Source organism: Mesorhizobium monacense, from assembly GCF_056781675.1.
Genome location: NZ_CM165567.1, coordinates 2,203,208 through 2,226,817 on the forward strand (window position 1 = coordinate 2,203,208; position 23,610 = coordinate 2,226,817).

The window sequence follows — 23,610 nt, forward strand, 5'->3', positions numbered from 1 at the left end:
GCGCCGATCCGGACTGGCCATCGAGGCAGGTTGAGCCCTGCTCGATGTTTCCGCTATCGTCGACGCCAATCGAAAGGCGAGGATCGATATGAGCGAGGACGTCCCGACATTGTTCGAATGGGCCGGCGGCGCGGAGGCGCTGAACCGGCTGACGCAGATTTTTTACGACAAGGTGGGGCGCGACCCGGTCGTCGGTCCGGTGTTCAAACACATGTCGCCGGATCATCCGGCCCATGTCGCGGCTTTCATCGGTGAGGTTTTCGGTGGACCCAAGACCTACAGCGAAGAGCATGGCGGCCATCGCGAGATGGTGATGCATCATCTCGGCAAGCATCTGAGCGAAGAGCAGCGCCGCCGCTGGATCAACCTGCTGGCCGATGCCGCGGACGAAGTCGGCCTGCCGGACGATCCTGAATTCCGCTCCGCCTTCATGGGCTATGTAGAATGGGGGTCACGGCTGGCGAAGATGAATTCCAACCTCGGCGAGACCTGCGATCCGCAGACCGAGCCGATGCCCGCCTGGGGCTGGGGCGTGCCCGGCGGGCCGTACAAGCCGCCGGGCGGAGGCTGAGCGCATTGATAAGAGTCCGGATCCTGCAGGTCGACAGGGAAGGGCTGCTTGCCGACTTGTCGCGATTTCTGGCGAAGGGTATGAAACGACATCACACGGCTCTTTACAGCGCGCGCGGAAGCTTTTAGGAAGCGCCTGCTGCGCCGACATGCGCACGGATACGGGCATAGCTCAGTTGGTAGAGCGGCGGTCTCCAAAACCGCAGGTCGTAGGTTCGAGCCCTGCTGCCCGTGCCATTTCCCGAAATGGCCAAATTCGACGTCCTGGTCTTGTTTGATGTCTTGGCGCGCCCTCCGCATTTGAAAACTGGCGGCGGGCTTGCCATATTAGCGCGATTGGGGCATAAGGCGCTTATAGCCGGGACGGAACGACTGGATGGTTCCGATGCGGCGTTTGGCCATAAAGCGGACACTTGCCACTTGCGTGGATCAAGAATCGGTTTTATGTAGACGAAACAGACACGCGACGCGTGGAGCTGGGAAGCCGGCTTTACGCGTCCGATTTGCATGGGCGAAATGGTTGCGCTGATTCGGCGCCGACATGAAGTCCAGGCGGCACGTCCCGGCCTGCGGGATCATCCAGGAGACCCGGCCAACGGGTCTTGAAGACAGAGCGGCATATGGCTTCGAAAACCACAAATCCATTCACCTTCCTCCAGCAGGTTCGCGCGGAGACCGCCAAGGTGACTTGGCCGTCGCGGCGCGAAACGATGATCTCGACGGTGATGGTGCTGGTGTTCGCGGTCATCGCGATGATCTTTTTCTTCACCGCCGACGTGGCCATGGGCTACGCGATCGAGTGGATTCTGGGGCTTGGACGTTAAGTCCGGCGATTACGGAGAAGTCGTGAAATGACTGCGCGCTGGTACATCGTCCACGCCTATTCGAACTTTGAAAAAAAGGTCGCCGAGGACATCGAGAACAAGGCCAAGCAGAAGGGCCTGTCCGCGGATATCGAGCAGATCGTGGTGCCGACCGAGAAGGTCGTCGAGATCCGTCGCGGCCGCAAGGTCGATGCCGAGCGCAAGTTCTTCCCGGGCTATGTGCTGCTCAAGGCCAACCTGACCGACGCGGTGTTTTCGCTGGTCAAGAACACGCCGAAGGTCACCGGTTTCCTCGGTGACTCCAAGCCGGTTCCGATTACCGAGACCGAGGCGCAGCGCATCCTGAACCAGGTGCAGGAAGGCGTCGAGCGGCCGAAGCCCTCGGTCACTTTCGAGATCGGCGAAGCGATCCGCGTTTCGGACGGCCCGTTCGCGTCGTTCAATGGTTTCGTCCAGGAAGTGGACGAGGAGCGGGCGCGGCTCAAGGTGGAAGTTTCGATCTTCGGGCGCGCCGTGCCTGTCGATCTGGAATTCGGACAGGTCGAAAAGGGCTGATCCGAAATCCTTGGCGCCTGACGGCGGCAAGGGAGGCGGCGCGGAATTTCGCGCGGCCATGAACGGGTGGGAGGCGAACGTGGGCTTAGCCGGCCGCGGGAACCGCACCACCAGACTGCAACCGCCGGTGTTCCCTGATAGTGGGGCCGGCATGAGGAAAGGCAGGAAGAGAGATGGCTAAGAAAGTTGCAGGCCAGCTCAAGCTCCAGGTTGCCGCGGGCTCGGCTACGCCGTCGCCCCCGATCGGCCCGGCGCTTGGTCAGCGCGGCATCAACATCATGGAGTTCTGCAAGGCGTTCAACGCGCAGACCCAGGAAATGGAAAAGGGATCGCCGATCCCGGTCGTCATCACCTACTACCAGGACAAGTCGTTCACCTTCGTCATGAAGACGCCGCCGGTGAGCTACTTCCTGAAGAAGGCCGCGAACCTGAAGTCGGGCTCGAAGGAGCCGGGCAAGGTCAAGGCCGGCACGATCGGCCGCGACAAGGTGCGCGCCATCGCCGAGCAGAAGATGAAGGACCTGAACGCGAACGACGTCGAAGCCGCCATGCGCATGGTCGAAGGCTCCGCCCGTTCGATGGGCCTGGAAGTGGTGGGCTGAGATCATGGCAAAGATTGCAAAGCGTGTATCGAAGACCCGCGAAGGCATCGACCCCAACAAGGCTTACGCCCTGGGTGAGGCGCTGAAGCTGCTCAAGGAGCGGTCTTCGGTGAAGTTCGACGAGACCATCGAAGTCGCGATGAACCTCGGCGTCGACCCGCGCCATGCCGACCAGATGGTCCGTGGCGTGGTCAATTTGCCGAACGGCACCGGCCGCTCGGTCCGCGTCGCCGTGTTCGCACGCGGTGACAAGGCCGAGGAAGCCAAGGCCGCCGGCGCCGATGTCGTAGGTGCCGAGGATCTGGTCGAGATCGTCCAGAAGGGCACGATCGACTTCGATCGCTGCATCGCCACGCCGGACATGATGCCGCTGGTCGGCCGTCTCGGTAAGGTGCTCGGCCCGCGCGGCATGATGCCGAACCCGAAGGTCGGCACCGTGACCACCGATGTCGCCGCCGCCGTCAAGGCGTCGAAGGGTGGTGCGGTCGAGTTCCGCGTCGAGAAGGCCGGCATCGTCCAGGCCGGCGTCGGCAAGGTCTCGTTCGACGTCAAGGCGCTGGAAGAGAATGTGCGGGCCTTCGCCGATGCGGTGACCAAGGCCAAGCCGACTGGCGCCAAGGGCAACTACGTCAAGAAGGTGTCGGTCACCTCGACGATGGGCCCGGGCCTCAAGCTCGACGTCTCGACGCTCGCAGCGTCCTGAAACGAATTATCCTGATCGGCCGCTAAAGAGCTGATCCGAAAAGAATTCCGGGCCTCCGACCTGTCGGCGGCCCGGTACCGGAAGTCGAGAGGCTTCCGGACATCCTGTCCGAGATTGCAGGCGGCCCAAACGCCTTAATTCATGTGGGCCTGCATGAGACGGGTGAAGACCCGACAACGGAGCGATTGCTCCAATGAAAGGTTCGAACCGTGTTTGCCTTTTGTCTGCGCATCGTCCGGCTTGCCGGCCGGTGTGGCGAAAGGGGGCAGGATCCTCGAGCGTCGTTCGGGAGATCCGTTACTGGATGGCCCGGCCGGCAAAAGGCAACCCGACGCCTGTCCTCGTCAATGGGAATGTTCCCGTTAACAGGATTGGGGTCAACTGGAGATAGGCAGTGGACAGAGCGGAAAAACGCGAACTCGTCACGGGCCTGAATGATGCGTTTACGAGCGCTGGTTCAGTCGTCGTGGCCCACTACGCCGGTATCACCGTCGCGCAAATGAACGACCTTCGGTCGAAAATGCGCGCCGCCGGTGGCACCGTCAAAGTCGCGAAGAACCGTCTCGCCAAAATCGCTCTTCAGGGCACGGACTCCGCATCGATCATCGACCTGTTCAAGGGACAGACGCTGATCGCCTATTCGGAGGATCCGATTGCGGCGCCGAAGGTCGCGTCCGATTTCGCCAAGGGGAATGACAAATTGATCATTCTCGGCGGTGCAATGGGCACCACCTCGCTCAACGCCGACGGTGTGAAGGCACTCGCCACACTTCCGTCGCTCGACGAGCTGCGCGCCAGGCTGGTTGGCATGATCGCCACGCCGGCAACCCGGATCGCCCAGATCGTCAATGCGCCCGCGGCTTCGGTCGCGCGTGTCATCGGCGCTTACGCCCGGAAGGACGAGGCGGCATGAGGCCGTTCCTCGCTATCACAAACACACGTTCGAACCTTATGAAGGAATACAACAATGGCTGATCTCGCAAAGATCGTAGACGACCTTTCGAAGCTGACCGTCCTCGAGGCGGCCGAGCTGTCGAAGCTTCTGGAAGAAAAGTGGGGCGTCTCGGCTGCTGCTCCGGTTGCGGTTGCCGCTGCCGGCGGTGCTGCCGCCGCTGCTGCTCCGGTTGAGGAAAAGACGGAATTCGACGTCGTCCTCACCGAGGCAGGCGCCCAGAAGATCAACGTCATCAAGGAAGTTCGCGCCATCACCGGTCTTGGCCTCAAGGAAGCCAAGGACCTGGTCGAGGCGGCTCCGAAGCCGGTCAAGGAAGGCGTTTCCAAGGCCGACGCGGAGAAGTTCAAGGCCCAGCTGGAAGCAGCCGGCGCCAAGGTCGACCTGAAGTAAGCGTTGAATACCGGCGGGCGGCCTCGCGCCGTCCGCCACTCCCTTGGCGTCAAGGGAGGCTGTGTAACGCGAGACGTATGAGAACCTCTTTCCTGAGGGCCCTGGAAATGGCCTTCAGGAAACGGGTTTTCTCCCGTTCTAGCCGGCCGCCGACAGGTGGCGGGACAACAGACAGGGGCTGCCGCCGAGGCGGCCCGGAATTGCAAGGCGAGCCGCGGCGAGGCTCGTCCCGAGTTTAGAGCTAAGGAGCGACGATGGCCCAGACCCAGACTTTCAATGGCCGCAGACGCGTACGCAAGTTCTTCGGAAAGATCCCGGAAGTTGCGGAGATGCCGAACCTGATCGAGGTTCAAAAGGCATCCTATGACCAGTTCCTGATGGTGGACGAGCCCAAGGGCGGGCGTCCGGACGAGGGACTGCAGGCCGTTTTCAAGTCGGTCTTTCCGATTTCCGATTTTTCCGGCTCCTCGATGTTGGAGTTCGTGAAGTACGAGTTCGAAGGACCGAAATTCGACGTTGACGAATGCCGTCAGCGCGACCTGACCTATGCCGCGCCGCTGAAGGTGACGCTGCGCCTCATCGTGTTCGATATCGACGAGGATACCGGTGCGAAGTCGATCAAGGACATCAAGGAGCAGGACGTCTACATGGGCGACATGCCGCTCATGACCTTGAACGGCACCTTCATCGTCAACGGCACCGAGCGCGTCATCGTCTCGCAGATGCACCGTTCGCCGGGCGTCTTCTTCGACCATGACAAGGGCAAGTCGCACTCGTCGGGCAAGCTTCTGTTTGCCGCGCGCGTCATCCCCTATCGTGGTTCGTGGCTCGACATCGAGTTCGATAGCAAGGACGTCGTGCACGCCCGCATCGACCGCCGCCGCAAGATCCCGGTGACGTCGCTGCTGATGGCACTCGGCATGGACGGCGAAGAGATCCTGTCGACCTTCTACAACAAGATCACCTACAAGCGCGCCGGCGACCATTGGCGTATTCCGTTCAACGTCGAGCGTTTCCGCGGCCTCAAGGCCGTCGGCGACCTCGTCGATGCCGACACCGGCGAGATCGTCGTCGAGCAAGGCAAGAAGATCACCGCCCGCCAGGCCAGGGCGCTTGGCGAAAAGGGCCTCAAGGCGATCAAGGCGACCGACGAGGACCTGCTCGGCAACTATCTGGCCGAGGACATCGTCAACTACGGCACCGGCGAGATCTTCCTCGAGGCCGGCGACGAGATTGACGACAAGACGCTGAAGGTGCTGCTCGGCACCGGCGAGCATGAGATCCAGGTTCTCGACATCGACCACGTCAATGTCGGCGCCTATATCCGCAACACGCTCAACGTCGACAAGAACGAGAGCCGCCAGGACGCGCTGTTCGACATCTACCGTGTCATGCGCCCGGGCGAGCCGCCGACGCTCGAGACCGCCGAAGCCATGTTCAACTCGCTGTTCTTCGACAGCGAGCGCTATGATTTGTCGGCCGTCGGCCGCGTCAAGATGAATATGCGCCTCGAGCTCAAGGCCGAGGACACCGTGCGCGTGCTGCGCAAGGACGACATCCTGGCCGTGGTCAAGACGCTGGTCGAACTGCGCGACGGCAAGGGCGAGATCGACGACATCGACAATCTCGGCAACCGCCGCGTGCGCTCGGTCGGCGAGCTGATGGAGAACCAGTACCGCGTCGGCCTGCTGCGCATGGAGCGCGCGATCAAGGAACGCATGTCCTCGATCGAGATCGACACGGTGATGCCGCAGGATCTGATCAACGCCAAGCCGGCGGCGGCCGCCGTGCGCGAGTTCTTCGGTTCCTCGCAGCTGTCGCAGTTCATGGACCAGACCAACCCGCTGTCGGAGATCACCCACAAGCGTCGTCTCTCGGCGCTTGGACCGGGCGGTCTGACCCGCGAGCGCGCCGGCTTCGAGGTGCGCGACGTGCACCCGACGCATTACGGCCGCATCTGCCCGATCGAGACGCCGGAAGGCCCGAATATCGGCCTGATCAACTCGCTGGCGACCTTCGCCCGCGTCAACAAGTACGGCTTCATCGAGAGCCCGTACCGCAAGATCGTCAGCGGCAAGCTGACCAATGAGGTCGTGTATCTGTCGGCGATGGAAGAGGCCAAGCACCATGTCGCGCAGGCCAACGCCGAGCTCGACAAGAATGGCGGTTTCGTCGACGAGTTCGTCATTTGCCGTAACGCCGGCGAAGTGATGATGGCGCCGCGCGAGAACGTCGACCTGATGGACGTGTCGCCGAAGCAGATGGTGTCGGTGGCGGCTGCGCTGATCCCGTTCCTCGAGAACGACGACGCCAACCGCGCGCTGATGGGCTCGAACATGCAGCGTCAGGCCGTGCCGCTGGTGCGCGCCGAGGCGCCGTTCGTCGGCACCGGCATGGAGCCGATCGTTGCCCGTGACTCGGGCGCCGCCATCGGTGCCCGCCGCGGCGGCATCGTCGACCAGGTGGACGCGACGCGTATCGTCATCCGCGCCACGGAAGATCTCGATCCCGGCAAGTCCGGCGTCGACATCTACCGGCTGATGAAGTTCCAGCGTTCGAACCAGAACACCTGCATCAACCAGCGTCCGCTGGTGCGCATGGGCGACCGCGTCAACAAGGGCGACATCATCGCCGACGGTCCGTCGACCGAACTCGGCGATTTGGCGCTCGGCCGCAACGTGCTGGTCGCGTTCATGCCGTGGAACGGCTACAACTACGAGGACTCGATCCTGCTTTCCGAGCGCATCGTCGCCGATGACGTCTTCACCTCGATCCACATCGAGGAGTTCGAGGTCATGGCGCGCGACACCAAGCTCGGGCCGGAGGAAATCACGCGCGACATTCCGAACGTCTCGGAAGAAGCGCTGAAGAACCTCGACGAGGCCGGCATCGTCTATATCGGCGCGGAAGTGCAGCCGGGCGACATCCTGGTCGGTAAGATCACGCCGAAGGGCGAAAGCCCGATGACGCCGGAGGAAAAGCTCCTGCGCGCCATCTTCGGCGAAAAGGCCTCGGACGTTCGCGACACCTCCATGCGCATGCCTCCGGGTACCTTCGGCACCGTCGTCGAAGTTCGCGTCTTCAACCGCCACGGCGTCGAGAAGGACGAACGCGCCATGGCGATCGAGCGCGAGGAGATCGAGCGCCTGGCCAAGGACCGCGACGACGAGCAGGCGATCCTCGACCGCAACGTCTATTCGCGCCTGTCCGACATGCTTGTCGGCAAGGATGCGATTGCCGGGCCGAAGGGCTTCAAGAAGGGCTCCAAGCTGTCGAAGGATACGCTCGACGAGTATCCGCGTTCGCAGTGGTGGCAGTTCGCGGTGGAGAACGAAAAGCTTCAGAGCGAACTGGAAGCGCTGCGCGGCCAGTACGACGATTCCAAGAAGGCGCTCGAGCAGCGCTTTATGGACAAGGTCGAGAAGGTGCAGCGCGGCGACGAAATGCCTCCGGGCGTCATGAAGATGGTCAAGGTCTTCGTGGCCGTGAAGCGCAAGATGCAGCCCGGCGACAAGATGGCCGGCCGGCACGGCAACAAGGGTGTCGTGTCGCGGATCGTTCCGGTCGAGGACATGCCTTTCCTCGAGGACGGCACGCATGCCGATATCGTGCTCAACCCGCTGGGTGTGCCGAGCCGCATGAATGTCGGCCAGATCCTGGAAACGCATCTGGGCTGGGCCTGCGCTGGCATGGGCAGGAAGATCGGCGAGCTGATCGACGCGTACAAGGTGGGCGGTGACATCAAGCCGCTGCGCAAGACGCTCGAAAGCTTCATGCCGGCCAACGACCGCAACGAGCCGGTCCGCGAGTATGACGACGAGAGCGTCGTTCGCCTCAGCGAGCAGATGCGCCGCGGCGTCTCCATCGCGACGCCGGTGTTCGACGGCGCGCACGAGGCCGACATCAACATCATGCTGGAGCAGGCGGGCCTGCACACCAGCGGCCAGTCGCAGCTCTATGACGGACGAACCGGCGAGCCGTTCGATCGCAAGGTGACGATGGGCTACATCTACATGCTCAAGCTTCACCACCTGGTGGACGACAAGATCCACGCGCGTTCGATCGGACCGTACTCGCTGGTTACCCAGCAGCCGCTGGGTGGCAAGGCGCAGTTCGGTGGCCAGCGCTTCGGCGAAATGGAGGTCTGGGCGCTCGAAGCGTACGGCGCCGCCTACACGCTGCAGGAGATGCTGACCGTGAAGTCGGACGACGTCGCCGGCCGTACCAAGGTCTACGAGGCGATCGTCAGAGGCGACGACACGTTCGAGGCCGGTATTCCCGAGAGCTTCAACGTTCTCGTCAAGGAAATGCGGTCTCTCGGCCTCAATGTCGAGCTGGAGAACACCAAGCTCGACGACAACCCTGTCCGGCTGCCCGACGCGGCCGAGTAAGGCAATGGCGCGCCGCGGAAAGCCGCGGCGCGCCTATCGAATTCTTCGGCCGGTGGGCCGACCACTCAGCGGGCATTCGGCCCGCGCTAGATGCAAGGGGTTTTCGAGGACCCCGAAAAGGAGAACGGCATGAACCAAGAGGTCATGAATCTCTTCAATCCCCAGGCGCCGGCGCAGGTGTTCGATTCCATCCGGATTTCGCTCGCCAGCCCTGAGAAGATTCTGTCCTGGTCGTTCGGCGAGATCAAGAAGCCGGAGACCATCAACTACCGCACCTTCAAGCCGGAGCGCGACGGCCTGTTCTGCGCGCGCATCTTCGGCCCGATCAAGGACTATGAGTGCCTGTGCGGCAAGTACAAGCGCATGAAGTACAAGGGCGTCATCTGTGAGAAGTGCGGCGTCGAAGTCACGCTGTCGCGCGTTCGCCGCGAGCGCATGGGCCATATCGAGCTCGCCGCGCCCGTCGCCCATATCTGGTTCCTGAAGTCGCTGCCGTCGCGCATCGGCACGCTGCTCGACATGACCCTGAAGGACATCGAGCGCGTCCTCTACTTCGAGAACTACATCGTCACCGAGCCAGGCCTCACCGCGCTGAAGGAGCACCAGCTGCTCAGCGAGGAAGAGTACATGATCGCAGTCGACGAGTATGGCGAGGATTCGTTCACCGCCATGATCGGCGCCGAGGCCATTCATGACCTTCTGGCCGGCATGGACCTGGAGAAGATCGCCGGCGACCTGCGTTCGGAGCTGGCTTCGACCACCTCCGAGCTCAAGCAGAAAAAGTATCTGAAGCGGCTCAAGGTCGTCGAGAACTTCATGGAGTCCGGCAACCGTCCGGAATGGATGATCATGAAGGTGGTCCCGGTGATCCCGCCGGACCTGCGCCCGCTCGTCCCGCTGGACGGCGGCCGTTTCGCGACGTCCGACCTCAATGATCTCTATCGCCGCGTCATCAACCGCAACAACCGCCTGAAGCGGCTGATCGAGCTGCGTGCCCCCGGCATCATCGTGCGCAATGAAAAGCGCATGCTGCAGGAAGCCGTCGATGCGCTGTTCGACAACGGCCGCCGCGGCCGCGTCATCACCGGCGCTAACAAGCGTCCGCTGAAGTCGCTGTCCGACATGCTGAAGGGCAAGCAGGGCCGGTTCCGCCAGAACCTGCTCGGCAAGCGAGTCGACTATTCGGGCCGCTCGGTCATCGTGACCGGTCCGGAGCTCAAGCTGCACCAGTGCGGCCTGCCGAAGAAGATGGCGCTCGAACTGTTCAAGCCGTTCATCTACGCCCGCCTCGACGCCAAGGGTTTCTCCTCGACCGTCAAGCAGGCCAAGAAGCTGGTCGAGAAGGAGCGTCCGGAAGTCTGGGATATCCTCGACGAGGTCATCCGCGAGCATCCGGTGCTCTTGAACCGCGCGCCGACGCTGCACCGTCTCGGCATCCAGGCGTTCGAGCCGATCCTGATCGAAGGCAAGGCGATCCAGCTGCATCCGCTGGTCTGCACGGCCTTCAACGCCGACTTCGACGGCGACCAGATGGCCGTCCACGTGCCGCTGTCGCTGGAAGCGCAGCTTGAAGCCCGCGTGCTGATGATGTCGACCAACAACATCCTGCACCCGGCTTCCGGCGCGCCGATCATCGTGCCGTCGCAGGACATGGTTCTCGGTCTCTACTATCTCTCGATCGTCAACCAGAACGAGCCGGGCGAGGGCATGGTGTTTGCCGACATGGGCGAACTCCAGCATGCGCTGGAGACCAAGGCGGTGACGCTGCACGCCAAGATCAAGGGTCGCTTCCGCACGGTCGACGCCGAAGGCAAGGTCGTGTCGAAGATCCACGACACCACGCCTGGCCGCATGATCATCGGCGAGCTTCTGCCGAAGAACGTCAACGTGCCTTACGAGACCGCCAACCAGGAGATGACCAAGAAGAACATCTCCAAGATGATCGACACCGTCTACCGCCATTGCGGTCAGAAGGAGACGGTCATTTTCTGCGACCGCATCATGGCTCTCGGCTTCAGCCACGCCTGCCGCGCCGGCATTTCGTTCGGCAAGGACGACATGCTGATCCCGGACGCCAAGATCAAGCTGGTGTCCGACACCGAGGCTTTGGCCAAGGAGTACGAGCAGCAGTACAATGACGGCCTGATCACGCAGGGCGAGAAGTACAACAAGGTCGTCGACGCCTGGGCAAAGTGCTCGGAAAAGGTCGCCGACGAAATGATGGCCCGCATCAAGGCGGTCGAGTTCGAGGACAACGGCCGTCAGAAGCCGATGAACTCGATCTACATGATGTCGCACTCCGGTGCGCGTGGCTCGCCCACCCAGATGCGCCAGCTTGCCGGCATGCGTGGCCTGATGGCCAAGCCGTCGGGTGAAATCATCGAGACGCCGATCATCTCGAACTTCAAGGAAGGCCTGACCGTGCTCGAGTACTTCAACTCGACCCACGGCGCCCGCAAGGGTCTGGCAGATACCGCCTTGAAGACGGCGAACTCGGGTTACCTCACCCGTCGTCTGGTCGACGTGGCGCAGGACTGCATCGTCAATTCGGTCGACTGCGGCACCGACAAGGGCCTCACCATGCAGCCGATCGTCGATGCCGGCCAGGTCGTCGCTTCCGTCGGCCAGCGCGTGCTGGGCCGTACGGCGCTCGACGACATCACCCATCCGGTGTCGGGCGAGGTTCTGGTCAAGGCCGGAACGCTGATGGACGAGCGTGACGTGGAACAGATCGAAAAGGCCGGCGTGCAGTCGGTCCGCATCCGTTCGGCACTGACCTGCGAGGTCAGGATCGGCGTCTGCGCGGTCTGCTACGGACGCGATCTTGCCCGCGGCACCCCGGTCAACCAGGGCGAAGCCGTCGGCGTCATCGCGGCGCAGTCGATCGGCGAGCCGGGCACCCAGCTCACCATGCGTACCTTCCACATGGGCGGTACCGCGCAGGTGGTCGATAGCTCGTTCCTTGAAGCCTCGTATGAGGGCAAGGTCGAGATCCGCAACCGCAACGTGGTGCGCAACTCCGACGGCCAGCAGATGGTCATGGGCCGCAACATGGCGGTGCTGATCCTCGACGAAGCCGGCAAGGAGCGCGCCACGCACCGCGTCACCTATGGTTCGCGTATCTTCGTGGACGATGGCGACAAGGTGAAGCGCGGCCAGCGTATCGCCGAGTGGGATCCTTATACCCGCCCGATCCTCACCGAAATCGAGGGCAAGGTGCAGTTCGAGGATCTGGTCGACGGCATTTCCGTCCAGGAAACGGCCGACGAGTCGACTGGCATCACCAAGCGTGAGGTCATCGACTGGCGTTCGACGCCGCGCGGCAACGACCTCAAGCCGGCGATCGTCGTTCATGACGCCAAGGGCAAGGTCGGCAAGCTGTCGAAGGGCGGCGATGCCCGCTTCTTGCTCTCGGTCGAGGCGATCCTTTCGGTCGAGCCGGGCGCGCATGTCCGGCCCGGCGACGTGCTGGCGCGTATCCCGATGGAAAGCGCCAAGACCAAGGACATCACCGGCGGTCTGCCGCGTGTTGCCGAATTGTTCGAGGCACGCCGTCCGAAGGACCACGCCATCATCGCCGAGATCGATGGTACGGTCCGCTTCGGCCGCGACTACAAGAACAAGCGCCGCATCATCATCGAGCCGCATGACTCGACGCTTGAGCCGGTCGAATACCTGATCCCGAAGGGCAAGCCGTTCCATCTCCAGGACGGCGACGTCATCGAGAAGGGCGACTACATCCTCGACGGCAATCCGGCGCCGCACGACATCCTGGCGATCAAGGGCGTGGAGGCGCTTGCGTCCTACCTCGTCAACGAGATCCAGGAGGTTTATCGCCTGCAGGGCGTGTCGATCAACGACAAGCACATCGAGGTGATCGTTCGCCAGATGCTGCAGAAGGTCGAGATCACCACGCAGGGCAACTCGACCTACATTCCGGGCGACCACGTCGACGTGATCGAGCTGGAAGAGGTCAACGAGCGGCTGATCGAGGACGGCAAGAAGCCGGCCGAAGGCCAGCCGGTGCTCTTGGGCATCACCAAGGCCTCGCTGCAGACGCCGTCCTTCATCTCGGCCGCCTCCTTCCAGGAGACGACCAGGGTGCTCACCGAAGCAGCGGTTGCCGGCAAGACCGACATGCTGCAGGGCCTGAAGGAAAACGTCATCGTCGGCCGGCTGATCCCGGCCGGCACCGGTGGCACGATGAGCCAGATCCGGCGCATCGCCACCTCGCGCGACGAGCTCATCATCGACGAGCGCCGCAAGGCCTCGGGTGTCGAGGTCGCCGAGCCGATGCTGACCGACATGGTCACCGCCGCGCAGTAGGGCGGGATATAGGAAAGAGCAGAAAAGGGGCCCAAGTGGCCCCTTTTCGCGTTTTGGTTTCCACGCGCGCATCGGAGAAGAAGGCGATGAGCAAGAAGAGCTGGGCGGCCGTCGACGACTACATCGTTGCCTCCCTGTTTGAACCGGACCCCGTCCTCGATGCCGTTCTGGCGGCCAATCACGATCAGGGCCTGCCGGCGATCGACGTCTCGCCTGCGCAAGGCAAGCTGCTCTCGCTGCTTGCGCGCATGCAGGGGGCGAAGAGAATTCTCGAGATCGGCACGCTGGGCGGCTACTCGACCATCTGGATGGCGCGCGGGCTGCCTGTTGAAGGCAAGATCGTGACGCTCGAACTCGATCCGCACCATGCCAGCGTCGCGCGGTCGAATCTCGAACGGGCAGGGGTGTCGGACCGCGTGGAGCTGCGGGTCGGGCCGGCGCTGCAATCGCTCGCGGCGCTGGGTGCGGAGAATGCCGGGCCGTTCGATCTCATCTTCATCGACGCCGACAAGCCGAACAACCCGAACTATCTGTCCTGGGCGATGCGCCTTTCCAAGCCGGGGACCGTCATCGTCTGCGACAACGTCATCCGCGACGGCGCGGTGGTGAGTGAGGATGGCCGCGACGCCAATGTCGAAGGGGCTCGCGCGGCGTTCTCGTTCATCGGTGGCGACAAGCGCCTGGACGGCACCGCCATCCAGACGGTTGGCGCCAAGGGCTATGACGGTTTTGCCATCGCGATCGTCGATTGAGGCAGTTACCGCCAGACAAGGATCGCAGCGTGGCGGGCCGGTCTCAGGTTGAAGACTTCTCGTAGCGCAGCAGATCGCCCGGCTGGCAATCCAGATAGTCGCAGATGCGCTCAAGCGTGTCGAAGCGCATGCCTTTGACCTTGCCTTGTTTCAGCAGGGAAAGGTTGGCTTCGGTGATGCCGACATGTTCGGCCAGGTCCTTCGACTTCACGTTGCGTTCGGCGAGGACGACATTGAGCCTGACCCTTATGGGCATGAGCTGATCCTCATCAGATGAACTGTGCGTTTTCTTCAGCGAGTGCGGATGCCTCGGCCATGACCCAGGTGATCACCGCGATGATGCCCGCTGCCAGCAAGCTCAGCATCGCGTCGCTGTCGAGGCCGAGCGTCAGCCGATGCTGGCCGGCCGGTGCGTCCCAGCTCAGGAGGACAGACAATGCGGCGCCCGAGAGGGGTTTCAGCAAGGCGGACGCCAACAGGCCCAAGCCAAAGTACCGCAAATTCCTGATGGCGCCCTGACCGAAGAAATCTCCGGTCGCAAAAGCGCAGAAGCAGCGCCTGGCGGCCATGAGCGCGAAAACGAGGCAGGCAAGCGGTACGAACGAGATCACGAAACCGGCCAGTCTTCGACCGAGGCCGAGGCCGTTCAGCCAGTGTTCCGGAATCCCGGCGTCCGCGGCGATCGAGCCGGCGGAGACGGTGAGCCAGTAGAACAGCATGCCGACGGTCAGCGCTATCGCCAGGACAACAAAACACCTCGCAAGCACGAGGCTGAAGAGACGGATACGTTTCAACCTTGTCTGGCGAAAGGGGTCCGGGGCCGGAGCCTCGATGGCAGGTTCAATCATTGGCGGCCTCGTTTTCGAGAAAGAAATTATCGTTTTACAATAATTAGTTTATGCGTAATGATGATATTTGTCAACGTCCCACTAACAGGAGAAACCAATGCCCTGCTTCAAACGCAAGATTGCTGTTGCCGCCATCGCGGCTGTGGCTGCCTTCACGACGCCTTTTGCGGCCATCGCTCTTCCATCGACCGCTACAGGTCAGATTTCGGTGGGGCAGGTGATGGAGATGATCGAAAAGGTCAACTCGAACCCGATCGCCAGGCAAACGCTCGTCGCCTATGTTGCCGGGGTGGGCGAAGCCGCCGGCGTAATCGTCGATACGATCGGCAATGGCTCGCGCATCGTTTCCTGCAGGAAGTCTTTCAGTCTGGATACGGGATCGGTGCGCGCCGCACTTGAAGCAGGCGCGCCCCGTCGGGGCAGTTGGTCCCAAACGCCGGCGACGCCACTGATCGTAGCCGATATGGTCAAGCGCGCCGGTTGCCGGATCAAGGATTGAGTATCCGCCGGGTTCTCCGTCCCGCGACAATCCCGCCGCGGGACGGGCTCAGTCGAAGAACGCTTCCACTACGTTGCGCTTGCCGAGCATGAAGGCATCGGCGACATGCTGCAGTGGTGCGAGATCGACGTCGGAGACCCCGGCGCGCACGATTTCGGCGAAGCGCCGGTAGAGCATCGGATATTCGGCCTCTGGCTCTTCATGGACGACCTTGCCGTCGATGGCGAGCTTCGAGCCGCCGCCGGAAAGCACCATCTTGCCTTTGTCCGTCTCGGCCAGGATGTCCCAGCTCTGCGGGCCGGTCTGCAGCCAGTCGAGTTCCATCGTCACCGGCAATCCGTTCGAGGTGCGGAAGGTGACATGGGCCGCGACCGGGGCGGCGCGATTCTCCGGAAAATCGAGCACGGCCGACGTGATGAACATTGCCGGCAAGATGTGGGTCGCGATCGACAATGCATTGATGCCGGGATCGAAGACGCCGAAGCCGCCCGGGGCCCAGATCCATTCCTGGTTCGGGTGCCAGCGGCGCACGTCTTCCTTCCAGCTGATGGCGGCCGACTTGATGCTGGCCGATGCGAGGAAAGCGCGCGCGGCTTCCACCGCCGGCGCATAGCGCGAATGCCAGCTGGCGAACAGCGAGACGCCGTTTGCCGCCGCCAGTGTCTTCAGATCCTCGACCTCGCTGACCGTGGCACCAGGCGGCTTTTCCAGGAAGACATGTTTTTTCGCGAGCAGCGCCGTGCGCGCGGCCTCATAGCGGAATTGCGGCGGCATGCAGAGCGAGACCGCCTCGAGCTCCGGCACCGCCTCGAGCATCGCTTCGATGTCATGGAAATTCGGAATGCCGTCGACCTTACCGTGCCGGCTGGTGGTGGCGATGAGGCGATAATCCCCGTCCTTGGCCAGAGCCGGCAGGTGTTGATCGCGGACGATCTTTCCGACGCCGACGATGCCGAGCTTGATGGGACCATTGTTCGAAGGCATGGGGACTCCGCAGATTGGAATTTTGCTTGGTTCTTAGCAGAGAACCAGTGTCGGACAAGCCGGCGAGACGGGCGCGGTGACTGCGGCATGGAGCAGCCAATTCTCTCAGTCAGATCGCCACGTCGAAGGTGACGATCGACACCTCGCCTTCGAGCGCGCCCTGATAGGCCGACAGATGCGGCTCGTCGTCGGGCTCGCCGTCCATGTCGCCGATCTGGTCGAGTTCGGCTTCGGCGTAGCCCTCGGCCGCGAGCAATTCGAGTGCCCGGCGCACCGCCAAATCGTCATCGGGCGCGACCAGCATCACATGCACGCCTTCCGGCTTGCCGCCCTTCTTCTTCCAGACACGGCCGGTGATGATGGTGACCGGGCGCTCCTCATTGTCGTTCACGGGCTGATTCCTCTAGAGACGGGGCGGCGAGGGGGATTTGCACCGCCCATGCCGCCTTTTGGCATGAAGCCATGGCTCGCAACAGCCAAAAGCCGGTCACTTTCTTCCTCGCCCTTGCAAAATTGCGAAAGAAAATTACATGCGCTTTTCGCATGGCTGCCAGGCCCCGGTTGCGGCGCAATATTTGGTGCCGCGGGGTTGACGGCCATCGGGCTTGCGAGTAGAAGCCGCCCAGTCAGAACCGATGTGAGGCTCTCCTTTCCGAAGCGACACGCTTTGGAGTTTGCCTCAAACAGGGTTCGTTTTACGAGCGAAAAGACATTTCCGGCGCGCATGAAGCGGTTTCCGCTTCCTCTGCAATTTGTTCGGGCAGGACCGCGAGGCGCGGTTTGTGGCCCGAATTTGCGTATGGAAACGACGCTTTGAGCGGCCCTGACCGGGCAAGACACGGAATTGAGAGACAAGAGGGTTTAATGCCTACCGTCAACCAGCTGATCCGCAAGCCGCGCCTGGCGCCGGTGAAGCGCAACAAGGTCCCGGCCATGCAGCAGAACCCGCAGAAGCGGGGCGTCTGCACGCGCGTCTACACCACGACGCCGAAGAAGCCGAACTCGGCGTTGCGCAAGGTGGCCAAGATCCGTCTGACCAATGGTTTCGAAGTGATCGGCTACATCCCCGGCGAAGGCCACAACCTTCAGGAGCACTCCGTGGTCATGATCCGCGGCGGCCGCGTGAAGGACCTTCCGGGCGTCCGCTATCATATCATTCGCGGCGTGCTCGACACGCAGGGTGTGAAGAACCGCAAGCAGCGCCGTTCGAAGTACGGCGCCAAGCGTCCGAAGTAAGGTTTTCCGGCTTCGGCGCTTTTTTTGACTGCGCCGTGCCTTGAGATTGAGAGACAACAGCCATGTCCCGTCGTCACAGTGCAGAAAAGCGTGAGATCAATCCGGACCCGAAGTTCGGCGATCTGATCGTCACCAAGTTCATGAACGCCGTCATGTATGACGGCAAGAAGTCGGTTGCCGAGACCATCGTCTACGGCGCGCTCGACCAGGTCCAGTCGAAGACCAAGCAGGAACCGGTCACCGTCTTCCATCAGGCGCTCGACAATGTCGCGCCGCATGTGGAAGTGCGTTCGCGTCGTGTCGGTGGCGCGACCTACCAGGTTCCGGTCGATGTGCGCCCCGAGCGCCGTCAGGCTCTGGCCATCCGCTGGCTGATCGCGGCTGCCCGCAACCGCAATGAGACCACCATGATCGACCGCCTCTCGGGCGAGCTGATGGACGCGGCTAACAACCGCGGCACCGCCGTCAAGAAGCGTGAAGACACCCATAAGATGGCAGAAGCCAACCGCGCTTTCGCGCACTATCGCTGGTAAAGCGCGAACGAGACTGAGAGGCACCTCCCATGGCCCGCGAATACAAAATCGAAGACTACCGCAATTTCGGTATCATGGCGCATATCGACGCCGGCAAGACGACGACCACCGAGCGCGTCCTCTATTACACGGGCAAGTCGCACAAGATCGGCGAAGTCCATGACGGCGCTGCCACCATGGACTGGATGGAGCAGGAGCAGGAACGCGGCATCACGATCACGTCGGCTGCGACCACGACCTTTTGGAAGGCTCGTGACGGCAAGATGCACCGCTTCAACATCATCGACACCCCCGGCCACGTCGACTTTACCATCGAGGTCGAGCGTTCGCTGCGCGTGCTCGACGGCGCCATTGCGCTGCTCGATGCCAATGCCGGTGTCGAGCCGCAGACGGAGACTGTCTGGCGTCAGGCCGACAAGTACCGCGTTCCGCGCATGATCTTCTGCAACAAGATGGACAAGATCGGCGCCGACTTCTACCGCTCGGTCGAGATGATTGGCTCGCGCCTCGGTGCGCAGGCTGTCGTCATGCAGTTGCCGATCGGCGCCGAGACCGAGTTCAAGGGTGTCGTCGACCTCGTCGAAATGAACGCGCTGGTCTGGCGCGACGAGACGCTGGGCGCTGCCTGGGATGTCGTCGAGATCCCGGCCGACCTCAAGGCTCGTGCCGAAGAATATCGCGAGAAGATGATCGAAGCCGCCGTCGAAATGGACGAGACGGCGCTCGAGAATTACCTCGAAGGCAAGATGCCGTCGAATGACGAGATCCGCTCGCTGATCCGCAAGGGTACGATCGCGGTCAAGTTCTATCCGATGTTCTGCGGCTCGGCCTTCAAGAACAAGGGCGTGCAGCCGCTGCTCGACGCCGTCGTCGAATATCTGCCGTCGCCGGCCGATGTTCCCGCCATCAAGGGTGTCGACGCCAAGACCGACGCCGAGATCGAGCGTCACGCCGACGACAACGAGCCGCTGTCGATGCTCGCCTTCAAGATCATGAACGACCCGTTTGTCGGTTCGCTGACCTTTGCCCGCATCTATTCGGGCAAGCTGACCAAGGGCGTCTCGCTCGACAACACCGTAAAGGGCAAGAAGGAGCGCATCGGTCGCATGCTGCAGATGCATGCGAATTCGCGCGCCGACGTCGAAGAGGCTTTTGCTGGCGACATCGTCGCCCTGGCCGGCCTCAAGGACACGACCACTGGCGACACGCTCAGTGATCCGCTGCATCCGGTCATCCTCGAGCGCATGGAATTCCCCGATCCGGTCATCCAGATCGCCATCGAGCCGAAGACCAAGAACGACCAAGAAAAGATGGGCCTCGCCCTTCACCGCCTGGCTGCCGAGGATCCGTCCTTCCGCGTCAAGACCGACGAGGAAAGCGGCCAGACCATCATTTCCGGCATGGGCGAACTCCACCTCGATATCATCGTCGACCGCATGCGTCGCGAGTTCAAGGTCGAGGCCAATGTCGGCGCGCCGCAGGTGGCCTATCGCGAGACGATCACCCGCAAGCACGAGCAGGACTACACGCACAAGAAGCAGACCGGCGGTACCGGCCAGTTCGCCCGCGTCAAGCTCCTGTTCGAGCCGAACCCGGAAAGCAGCGAATTCGAGTTCGAATCAAAGATCGTCGGCGGTGCCGTTCCGAAGGAATACATCCCCGGTGTCGAAAAGGGCATCAACAGCGTCATGACCTCGGGTCCGTTCGCCGGCTTCCCGATGATCGGCGTCAAGGCGACGCTCATCGATGGCGCTTACCACGATGTCAACTCCTCGGTGCTCGCCTTCGAAATCGCCGGCCGTGCCTGCTTCCGTGAAGCGGCGCCCAAGCTTGGCGTGCAGTTGCTCGAGCCGATCATGAAGGTCGAAGTCGTGACGCCGGAAGACTACGTCGGCAGCGTCATCGGCGACCTGAACGGCCGTCGCGGCCAGATACAGGGCCAGGAAGCGCGTGGCGTGGCGGTGGTCATCAACGCGATGGTGCCGCTGGCTAACATGTTCAAGTACGTCGACAATTTGCGCTCGATGAGCCAGGGCCGCGCGGCCTACACGATGCAGTTCGACCACTACGAGCCGGTCCCGACCGCGGTCGCCCAGGAAGTCCAGAAAAAATACGCGTAACTCGAACGAGTTGCAGCGGTAACTTAATTCAAGGCCCGCACGGGCGAGCAGGAATGGAGACATCACATGGCAAAAGGTAAATTCGAGCGCACTAAGCCTCATGTGAACATCGGCACGATCGGCCACGTCGATCATGGCAAGACATCGCTGACGGCGGCGATCACGAAGTATTTTGGCGAATACAAGCGCTACGACCAGATCGATGCGGCGCCGGAAGAGAAGGCCCGCGGCATCACCATCTCGACGGCGCACGTCGAATACGAGACGGCCAACCGCCACTATGCCCACGTCGACTGTCCCGGCCACGCCGACTATGTGAAGAACATGATCACCGGTGCTGCGCAGATGGACGGCGCGATCCTGGTCGTGTCGGCCGCCGACGGCCCGATGCCGCAGACCCGCGAGCACATCCTGTTGGCCCGCCAGGTCGGCGTGCCGTCGATCGTTGTGTTCCTGAACAAGGTCGACCAGGTCGACGACGCCGAGTTGCTCGAACTGGTCGAGCTCGAGGTTCGCGAACTGCTGACCAAGAACGAATTCCCCGGCGACGACATTCCGATCGTCAAGGGTTCGGCGCTGGCCGCTCTGGAAGATTCGGACAAGACGATCGGCGAGGACGCGATCCGCGAGCTGATGGCTCAGGTCGACGCCTACATCCCGACGCCGGTTCGTCCGCTGGACAAGCCGTTCCTGATGCCGATCGAAGACGTGTTCTCGATCTCGGGCCGCGGCACGGTCGTCACCGGCCGCGTCGAGCGCGGCGTGGTCAAGGTCGGCGAGGAACTGGAGATCGTCGGCATCCGTCCGACCACCAAGACGACCTGCACGGGCGTCGAAATGTTCCGCAAGCTGCTCGACCAGGGCCAGGCGGGCGACAACATCGGCGCGCTGCTGCGCGGCGTTGATCGTGAAGGTGTCGAGCGCGGCCAGGTCCTGGCCAAGCCGGGCACGGTGAAGCCGCACAAGAAGTTCGTGGCCGAAGCCTACATCCTGACCAAGGACGAAGGTGGCCGTCACACGCCGTTCTTCACCAACTACCGTCCGCAATTCTACTTCCGCACGACGGACGTGACCGGCATCGTGTCGCTGCCGGAAGGCACCGAGATGGTGATGCCCGGCGACAACATCACGGTCGACGTCGAGCTGATCGTGCCGATCGCCATGGAAGAGAAGCTGCGCTTCGCCATCCGTGAAGGCGGCCGCACCGTCGGTGCCGGCATCGTCGTCACCATCAAAGAGTAATTTGGACTTAAACCGATCTGTCGCGGGCGCGGGAGTTGCCCGCGCCGCGCCAGAACAAGGAAGTGACGCATGAACGGACAGAATATCCGCATCCGCCTGAAGGCGTTTGATCACCGGGTGCTCGACGCCTCGACACGGGAAATCGTGTCGACGGCCAAGCGCACCGGCGCCAACGTCCGCGGCCCCATTCCGCTGCCGACGCGGATCGAAAAGTTCACGGTCAACCGGTCGCCTCACGTCGACAAGAAGAGCCGCGAGCAGTTCGAGATGCGCACGCACAAGCGTCTGCTCGACATCGTCGATCCGACCCCGCAGACGGTCGATGCTTTGATGAAGCTCGATCTGGCCGCCGGTGTGGACGTCGAGATCAAGCTCTAAGGGAATGAGAGCGCGGTAAGGGGCGGTGCCCCTGGCCCGGAACTCTAAAGGAATTGAACCGATGCGTTCAGGTGTGATTGCAAAGAAGGTGGGAATGACCCGCATCTATAATGATGCCGGGGAGCATGTTCCCGTCACCGTTCTCCAGATGGAGAACTGCCAGGTCGTGGCGCAGCGCACGCAGGAGAAGAACGGCTATACCGCCGTCCAGCTCGGCGTTGGCCTTGCCAAGGTGAAGAACACGTCGAAGGCGATGCGCGGCCATTTCGCGACCGCTTCAGTCGAGCCGAAGGCGAAGGTCGCCGAGTTCCGCGTCTCCGCCGACAACATGATCGATGTCGGCGCCGAGATCACTGTCGAGCACTTTGTCGTCGGCCAGAAGGTCGATGTCACGGGCACGACGATCGGCAAGGGTTTCCAGGGCGTCATCAAGCGTCACCACATGGGTGGTGGCCGCGCGACGCACGGTAACTCGGTGTCGCACCGTACGCACGGCTCGACCGGCCAGCGCCAGGACCCCGGCAAGGTGTTCAAGGGCAAGCATATGGCTGGCCACATGGGCGACACCCGCGTCACCACGCAGAATGTCGAGATCGTCTCGACCGACGCCGACCGCGGCCTGATCCTGATCCGCGGTGCGGTTCCCGGGTCGAAGGGCGCCTGGATCCTGGTCCGCGACGCGGCCAAGGTGGCGCTGCCGGCCAATGCGCCGAAGCCTGCCGCGATCCGTGCCGTTGCTGCCGAAAGTGGCGCCAAGAACGATGCCCCGGCCACAGAGGGAGCGGAATAATGGACCTCAAGATCACAACGCTGGGCGGCAAGGACGCCGGCAAGGTGAAACTCTCCGAGGAGATTTTCGGCCTTGATCCGCGCGAGGACATCCTACAGCGCGTCGTGCGCTGGCAGCTGGCCAAGAAGCAGCAGGGCACGCACAAGGCCAAGGGCCGCGCCGAGATCGCGCGCACCGGCGCCAAGATGTACAAGCAGAAGGGTACGGGCCGCGCCCGTCACCATTCGGCACGCGCTCCGCAGTTCCGCGGCGGCGGCAAGGCCCACGGCCCGGTCGTTCGCAGCCACGAGCACGACCTGCCGAAGAAGGTTCGCGCGCTCGGCCTCAAGCATGCTCTCTCGGCCAAGGCCAAGAGCGCGTCGATCATCGTCATCGACGAGCTGAAGCTGACCGAGGCCAAGACAAAGGCGCTGATCGCGAATTTCGCGACGCTCGGCCTGACCAACGCTTTGGTGATCGGCGGTGCCGAGCTCGACCAGAACTTCAAGCTGGCGGCGACCAACATCCCGAACATCGACGTGCTGCCCATCCAGGGCATCAACGTCTACGACATTCTGCGCCGCGGCACGCTGGTCCTTTCGAAGGCCGCCGTCGAGGCTCTCGAGGAGCGCTTCAAATGACCGACCTTCGTCACTACGACGTGATCGTCTCGCCGGCGATCACCGAAAAGTCGACCATGGCTTCCGAGCAGAACCAGGTCGTCTTCAACGTCGCCAAGAAGGCGTCGAAGCCGGAAATCAAGGCCGCTGTCGAAGCGCTGTTTGGCGTCAAGGTGATGGCCGTGAACACGCTTGTCCGCAAGGGCAAGATCAAGCGCTTCCGCGGCACGATCGGCCGCCAGAGCGACGTCAAGAAGGCGGTTGTGACGCTGGCCGACGGCCAGTCGATCGACGTCGCGACGGGTCTCTGAGC

General features: G+C 62.6%; 23 protein-coding genes and 1 tRNA gene. 20 read left to right on the forward strand and 4 right to left on the reverse strand.

Annotation, left to right across the window (positions count from 1 at the left end; all coding sequences use genetic code 11):
• The first annotated feature begins 88 nt into the window (after window positions 1–88).
• The 11 genes from AC1RUK_RS10500 to AC1RUK_RS10550 all read left to right on the forward strand — a co-directional run bounded on the left by AC1RUK_RS10500 (window position 89) and on the right by AC1RUK_RS10550 (window position 14,068).
• The gene (locus tag AC1RUK_RS10500) at window positions 89–571 is read left to right on the forward strand and encodes a group II truncated hemoglobin (protein WP_481835669.1); all 483 of its coding nucleotides are present in this window, start codon (window positions 89–91) and stop codon (window positions 569–571) included.
• A 160-nt stretch (window positions 572–731) separates the two neighbouring features.
• Window positions 732–807: transfer RNA gene (locus AC1RUK_RS10505), tRNA-Trp, on the forward strand.
• A gap of 383 nt (window positions 808–1,190) precedes the next feature.
• The gene (gene secE / locus AC1RUK_RS10510) at window positions 1,191–1,394 is read left to right on the forward strand and encodes a preprotein translocase subunit SecE (RefSeq protein WP_006202142.1); all 204 of its coding nucleotides are present in this window, start codon (window positions 1,191–1,193) and stop codon (window positions 1,392–1,394) included.
• A gap of 27 nt (window positions 1,395–1,421) precedes the next feature.
• Window positions 1,422–1,949: a transcription termination/antitermination protein NusG gene (nusG, locus tag AC1RUK_RS10515; protein ID WP_006202141.1), complete on the forward strand. Its 528-nt coding sequence runs from the start codon at window positions 1,422–1,424 to the stop codon at window positions 1,947–1,949.
• A gap of 173 nt (window positions 1,950–2,122) precedes the next feature.
• The gene (gene rplK, locus AC1RUK_RS10520; protein WP_006202140.1) at window positions 2,123–2,551 is read left to right on the forward strand and encodes a 50S ribosomal protein L11; all 429 of its coding nucleotides are present in this window, start codon (window positions 2,123–2,125) and stop codon (window positions 2,549–2,551) included.
• 4 nt (window positions 2,552–2,555) lie between these two features.
• The gene (gene rplA / locus AC1RUK_RS10525; RefSeq protein WP_006202139.1) at window positions 2,556–3,254 is read left to right on the forward strand and encodes a 50S ribosomal protein L1; all 699 of its coding nucleotides are present in this window, start codon (window positions 2,556–2,558) and stop codon (window positions 3,252–3,254) included.
• Window positions 3,255–3,648: 394 nt separating this feature from the next.
• Window positions 3,649–4,167, forward strand: a complete 519-nt coding sequence (gene rplJ / locus AC1RUK_RS10530; protein WP_192179913.1) for a 50S ribosomal protein L10 — start codon at window positions 3,649–3,651, stop codon at window positions 4,165–4,167.
• A gap of 54 nt (window positions 4,168–4,221) precedes the next feature.
• Window positions 4,222–4,599, forward strand: a complete 378-nt coding sequence (rplL, locus tag AC1RUK_RS10535; protein WP_481835668.1) for a 50S ribosomal protein L7/L12 — start codon at window positions 4,222–4,224, stop codon at window positions 4,597–4,599.
• A gap of 254 nt (window positions 4,600–4,853) precedes the next feature.
• Window positions 4,854–8,990: a DNA-directed RNA polymerase subunit beta gene (rpoB, locus tag AC1RUK_RS10540; protein ID WP_481835667.1), complete on the forward strand. Its 4,137-nt coding sequence runs from the start codon at window positions 4,854–4,856 to the stop codon at window positions 8,988–8,990.
• Window positions 8,991–9,119: 129 nt separating this feature from the next.
• On the forward strand, window positions 9,120–13,316 hold the full coding sequence (rpoC, locus tag AC1RUK_RS10545; RefSeq protein WP_481840232.1) for a DNA-directed RNA polymerase subunit beta': 4,197 nt from the start codon (window positions 9,120–9,122) through the stop codon (window positions 13,314–13,316).
• Between the two features lie 86 nt (window positions 13,317–13,402).
• Window positions 13,403–14,068 carry an O-methyltransferase gene (locus AC1RUK_RS10550; protein WP_481835666.1) on the forward strand — a complete coding sequence of 222 codons (666 nt, stop codon included), beginning with the start codon at window positions 13,403–13,405 and terminating at the stop codon, window positions 14,066–14,068.
• Window positions 14,069–14,111: 43 nt separating this feature from the next.
• On the opposite strand, the gene AC1RUK_RS10555 is transcribed toward AC1RUK_RS10550, so the two are convergent.
• Entirely contained in the window at window positions 14,112–14,324 is a 213-nt protein-coding gene (locus AC1RUK_RS10555) for a helix-turn-helix domain-containing protein (protein ID WP_481835665.1), read from the reverse strand.
• Window positions 14,325–14,337: 13 nt separating this feature from the next.
• The gene (locus AC1RUK_RS10560; protein WP_481835664.1) at window positions 14,338–14,787 is read right to left on the reverse strand and encodes a DUF2975 domain-containing protein; all 450 of its coding nucleotides are present in this window, start codon (window positions 14,785–14,787) and stop codon (window positions 14,338–14,340) included.
• A 355-nt stretch (window positions 14,788–15,142) separates the two neighbouring features.
• Here AC1RUK_RS10560 and AC1RUK_RS10565 point away from each other — a divergent pair, with 355 nt between their 5' ends.
• Window positions 15,143–15,415 carry a hypothetical protein gene (locus AC1RUK_RS10565; RefSeq protein ID WP_481840233.1) on the forward strand — a complete coding sequence of 91 codons (273 nt, stop codon included), beginning with the start codon at window positions 15,143–15,145 and terminating at the stop codon, window positions 15,413–15,415.
• A gap of 48 nt (window positions 15,416–15,463) precedes the next feature.
• On the opposite strand, the gene AC1RUK_RS10570 is transcribed toward AC1RUK_RS10565, so the two are convergent.
• The gene (locus tag AC1RUK_RS10570) at window positions 15,464–16,399 is read right to left on the reverse strand and encodes a Gfo/Idh/MocA family protein (RefSeq protein WP_481835662.1); all 936 of its coding nucleotides are present in this window, start codon (window positions 16,397–16,399) and stop codon (window positions 15,464–15,466) included.
• A gap of 109 nt (window positions 16,400–16,508) precedes the next feature.
• Window positions 16,509–16,790 (reverse strand): transcriptional regulator, encoded by a 282-nt coding sequence (locus tag AC1RUK_RS10575; RefSeq protein ID WP_481840234.1) that lies wholly within the window; start codon window positions 16,788–16,790, stop codon window positions 16,509–16,511.
• Window positions 16,791–17,263: 473 nt separating this feature from the next.
• Here AC1RUK_RS10575 and rpsL point away from each other — a divergent pair, with 473 nt between their 5' ends.
• The 8 genes from rpsL (at window position 17,264) to AC1RUK_RS10615 (ending at window position 23,608) form a co-directional block, all read left to right on the forward strand.
• Window positions 17,264–17,635 (forward strand): 30S ribosomal protein S12, encoded by a 372-nt coding sequence (rpsL, locus tag AC1RUK_RS10580; RefSeq protein WP_006202128.1) that lies wholly within the window; start codon window positions 17,264–17,266, stop codon window positions 17,633–17,635.
• Window positions 17,636–17,697: 62 nt separating this feature from the next.
• Window positions 17,698–18,168 carry a 30S ribosomal protein S7 gene (gene rpsG, locus AC1RUK_RS10585; RefSeq protein ID WP_006202127.1) on the forward strand — a complete coding sequence of 157 codons (471 nt, stop codon included), beginning with the start codon at window positions 17,698–17,700 and terminating at the stop codon, window positions 18,166–18,168.
• A gap of 29 nt (window positions 18,169–18,197) precedes the next feature.
• Window positions 18,198–20,288: an elongation factor G gene (fusA, locus tag AC1RUK_RS10590; RefSeq protein WP_481840235.1), complete on the forward strand. Its 2,091-nt coding sequence runs from the start codon at window positions 18,198–18,200 to the stop codon at window positions 20,286–20,288.
• A 66-nt stretch (window positions 20,289–20,354) separates the two neighbouring features.
• A complete protein-coding gene (gene tuf, locus AC1RUK_RS10595) occupies window positions 20,355–21,530 on the forward strand; it encodes an elongation factor Tu (RefSeq protein WP_006202147.1) in 1,176 nt (391 codons plus the stop codon).
• Window positions 21,531–21,599: 69 nt separating this feature from the next.
• Window positions 21,600–21,908 carry a 30S ribosomal protein S10 gene (gene rpsJ, locus AC1RUK_RS10600; protein ID WP_006205468.1) on the forward strand — a complete coding sequence of 103 codons (309 nt, stop codon included), beginning with the start codon at window positions 21,600–21,602 and terminating at the stop codon, window positions 21,906–21,908.
• 61 nt (window positions 21,909–21,969) lie between these two features.
• Window positions 21,970–22,698: a 50S ribosomal protein L3 gene (gene rplC, locus AC1RUK_RS10605; protein WP_040583773.1), complete on the forward strand. Its 729-nt coding sequence runs from the start codon at window positions 21,970–21,972 to the stop codon at window positions 22,696–22,698.
• Entirely contained in the window at window positions 22,698–23,318 is a 621-nt protein-coding gene (gene rplD / locus AC1RUK_RS10610; RefSeq protein WP_006205466.1) for a 50S ribosomal protein L4, read from the forward strand. Before rplC ends, rplD begins: the two co-directional genes overlap by 1 nt.
• Window positions 23,315–23,608 (forward strand): 50S ribosomal protein L23, encoded by a 294-nt coding sequence (locus tag AC1RUK_RS10615; RefSeq protein ID WP_006205465.1) that lies wholly within the window; start codon window positions 23,315–23,317, stop codon window positions 23,606–23,608. The genes rplD and AC1RUK_RS10615 overlap by 4 nt, the downstream gene beginning before the upstream one ends.
• The last annotated feature ends 2 nt before the right edge of the window (window positions 23,609–23,610 follow it).

Coding starts and splice junctions, on each gene's coding strand:
- tuf (WP_006202147.1), top strand. CDS start 20,355: ATGGCAAAAGGTAAATTCGAGCGCACTAAGCCTCATGTGAACATCGGC.
- AC1RUK_RS10500 (WP_481835669.1), top strand. CDS start 89: ATGAGCGAGGACGTCCCGACATTGTTCGAATGGGCCGGCGGCGCGGAG.
- rpsL (WP_006202128.1), top strand. CDS start 17,264: ATGCCTACCGTCAACCAGCTGATCCGCAAGCCGCGCCTGGCGCCGGTG.
- rplL (WP_481835668.1), top strand. CDS start 4,222: ATGGCTGATCTCGCAAAGATCGTAGACGACCTTTCGAAGCTGACCGTC.
- fusA (WP_481840235.1), top strand. CDS start 18,198: ATGGCCCGCGAATACAAAATCGAAGACTACCGCAATTTCGGTATCATG.
- AC1RUK_RS10555 (WP_481835665.1), bottom strand. CDS start 14,324: ATGCCCATAAGGGTCAGGCTCAATGTCGTCCTCGCCGAACGCAACGTG.
- AC1RUK_RS10615 (WP_006205465.1), top strand. CDS start 23,315: ATGACCGACCTTCGTCACTACGACGTGATCGTCTCGCCGGCGATCACC.
- AC1RUK_RS10570 (WP_481835662.1), bottom strand. CDS start 16,399: ATGCCTTCGAACAATGGTCCCATCAAGCTCGGCATCGTCGGCGTCGGA.
- rplC (WP_040583773.1), top strand. CDS start 21,970: ATGCGTTCAGGTGTGATTGCAAAGAAGGTGGGAATGACCCGCATCTAT.
- rplK (WP_006202140.1), top strand. CDS start 2,123: ATGGCTAAGAAAGTTGCAGGCCAGCTCAAGCTCCAGGTTGCCGCGGGC.
- nusG (WP_006202141.1), top strand. CDS start 1,422: ATGACTGCGCGCTGGTACATCGTCCACGCCTATTCGAACTTTGAAAAA.
- AC1RUK_RS10565 (WP_481840233.1), top strand. CDS start 15,143: ATGATCGAAAAGGTCAACTCGAACCCGATCGCCAGGCAAACGCTCGTC.
- rpsJ (WP_006205468.1), top strand. CDS start 21,600: ATGAACGGACAGAATATCCGCATCCGCCTGAAGGCGTTTGATCACCGG.
- rpsG (WP_006202127.1), top strand. CDS start 17,698: ATGTCCCGTCGTCACAGTGCAGAAAAGCGTGAGATCAATCCGGACCCG.
- secE (WP_006202142.1), top strand. CDS start 1,191: ATGGCTTCGAAAACCACAAATCCATTCACCTTCCTCCAGCAGGTTCGC.
- rplA (WP_006202139.1), top strand. CDS start 2,556: ATGGCAAAGATTGCAAAGCGTGTATCGAAGACCCGCGAAGGCATCGAC.
- rpoB (WP_481835667.1), top strand. CDS start 4,854: ATGGCCCAGACCCAGACTTTCAATGGCCGCAGACGCGTACGCAAGTTC.
- AC1RUK_RS10560 (WP_481835664.1), bottom strand. CDS start 14,787: ATGCTGTTCTACTGGCTCACCGTCTCCGCCGGCTCGATCGCCGCGGAC.
- rplD (WP_006205466.1), top strand. CDS start 22,698: ATGGACCTCAAGATCACAACGCTGGGCGGCAAGGACGCCGGCAAGGTG.
- rpoC (WP_481840232.1), top strand. CDS start 9,120: ATGAACCAAGAGGTCATGAATCTCTTCAATCCCCAGGCGCCGGCGCAG.
- AC1RUK_RS10550 (WP_481835666.1), top strand. CDS start 13,403: ATGAGCAAGAAGAGCTGGGCGGCCGTCGACGACTACATCGTTGCCTCC.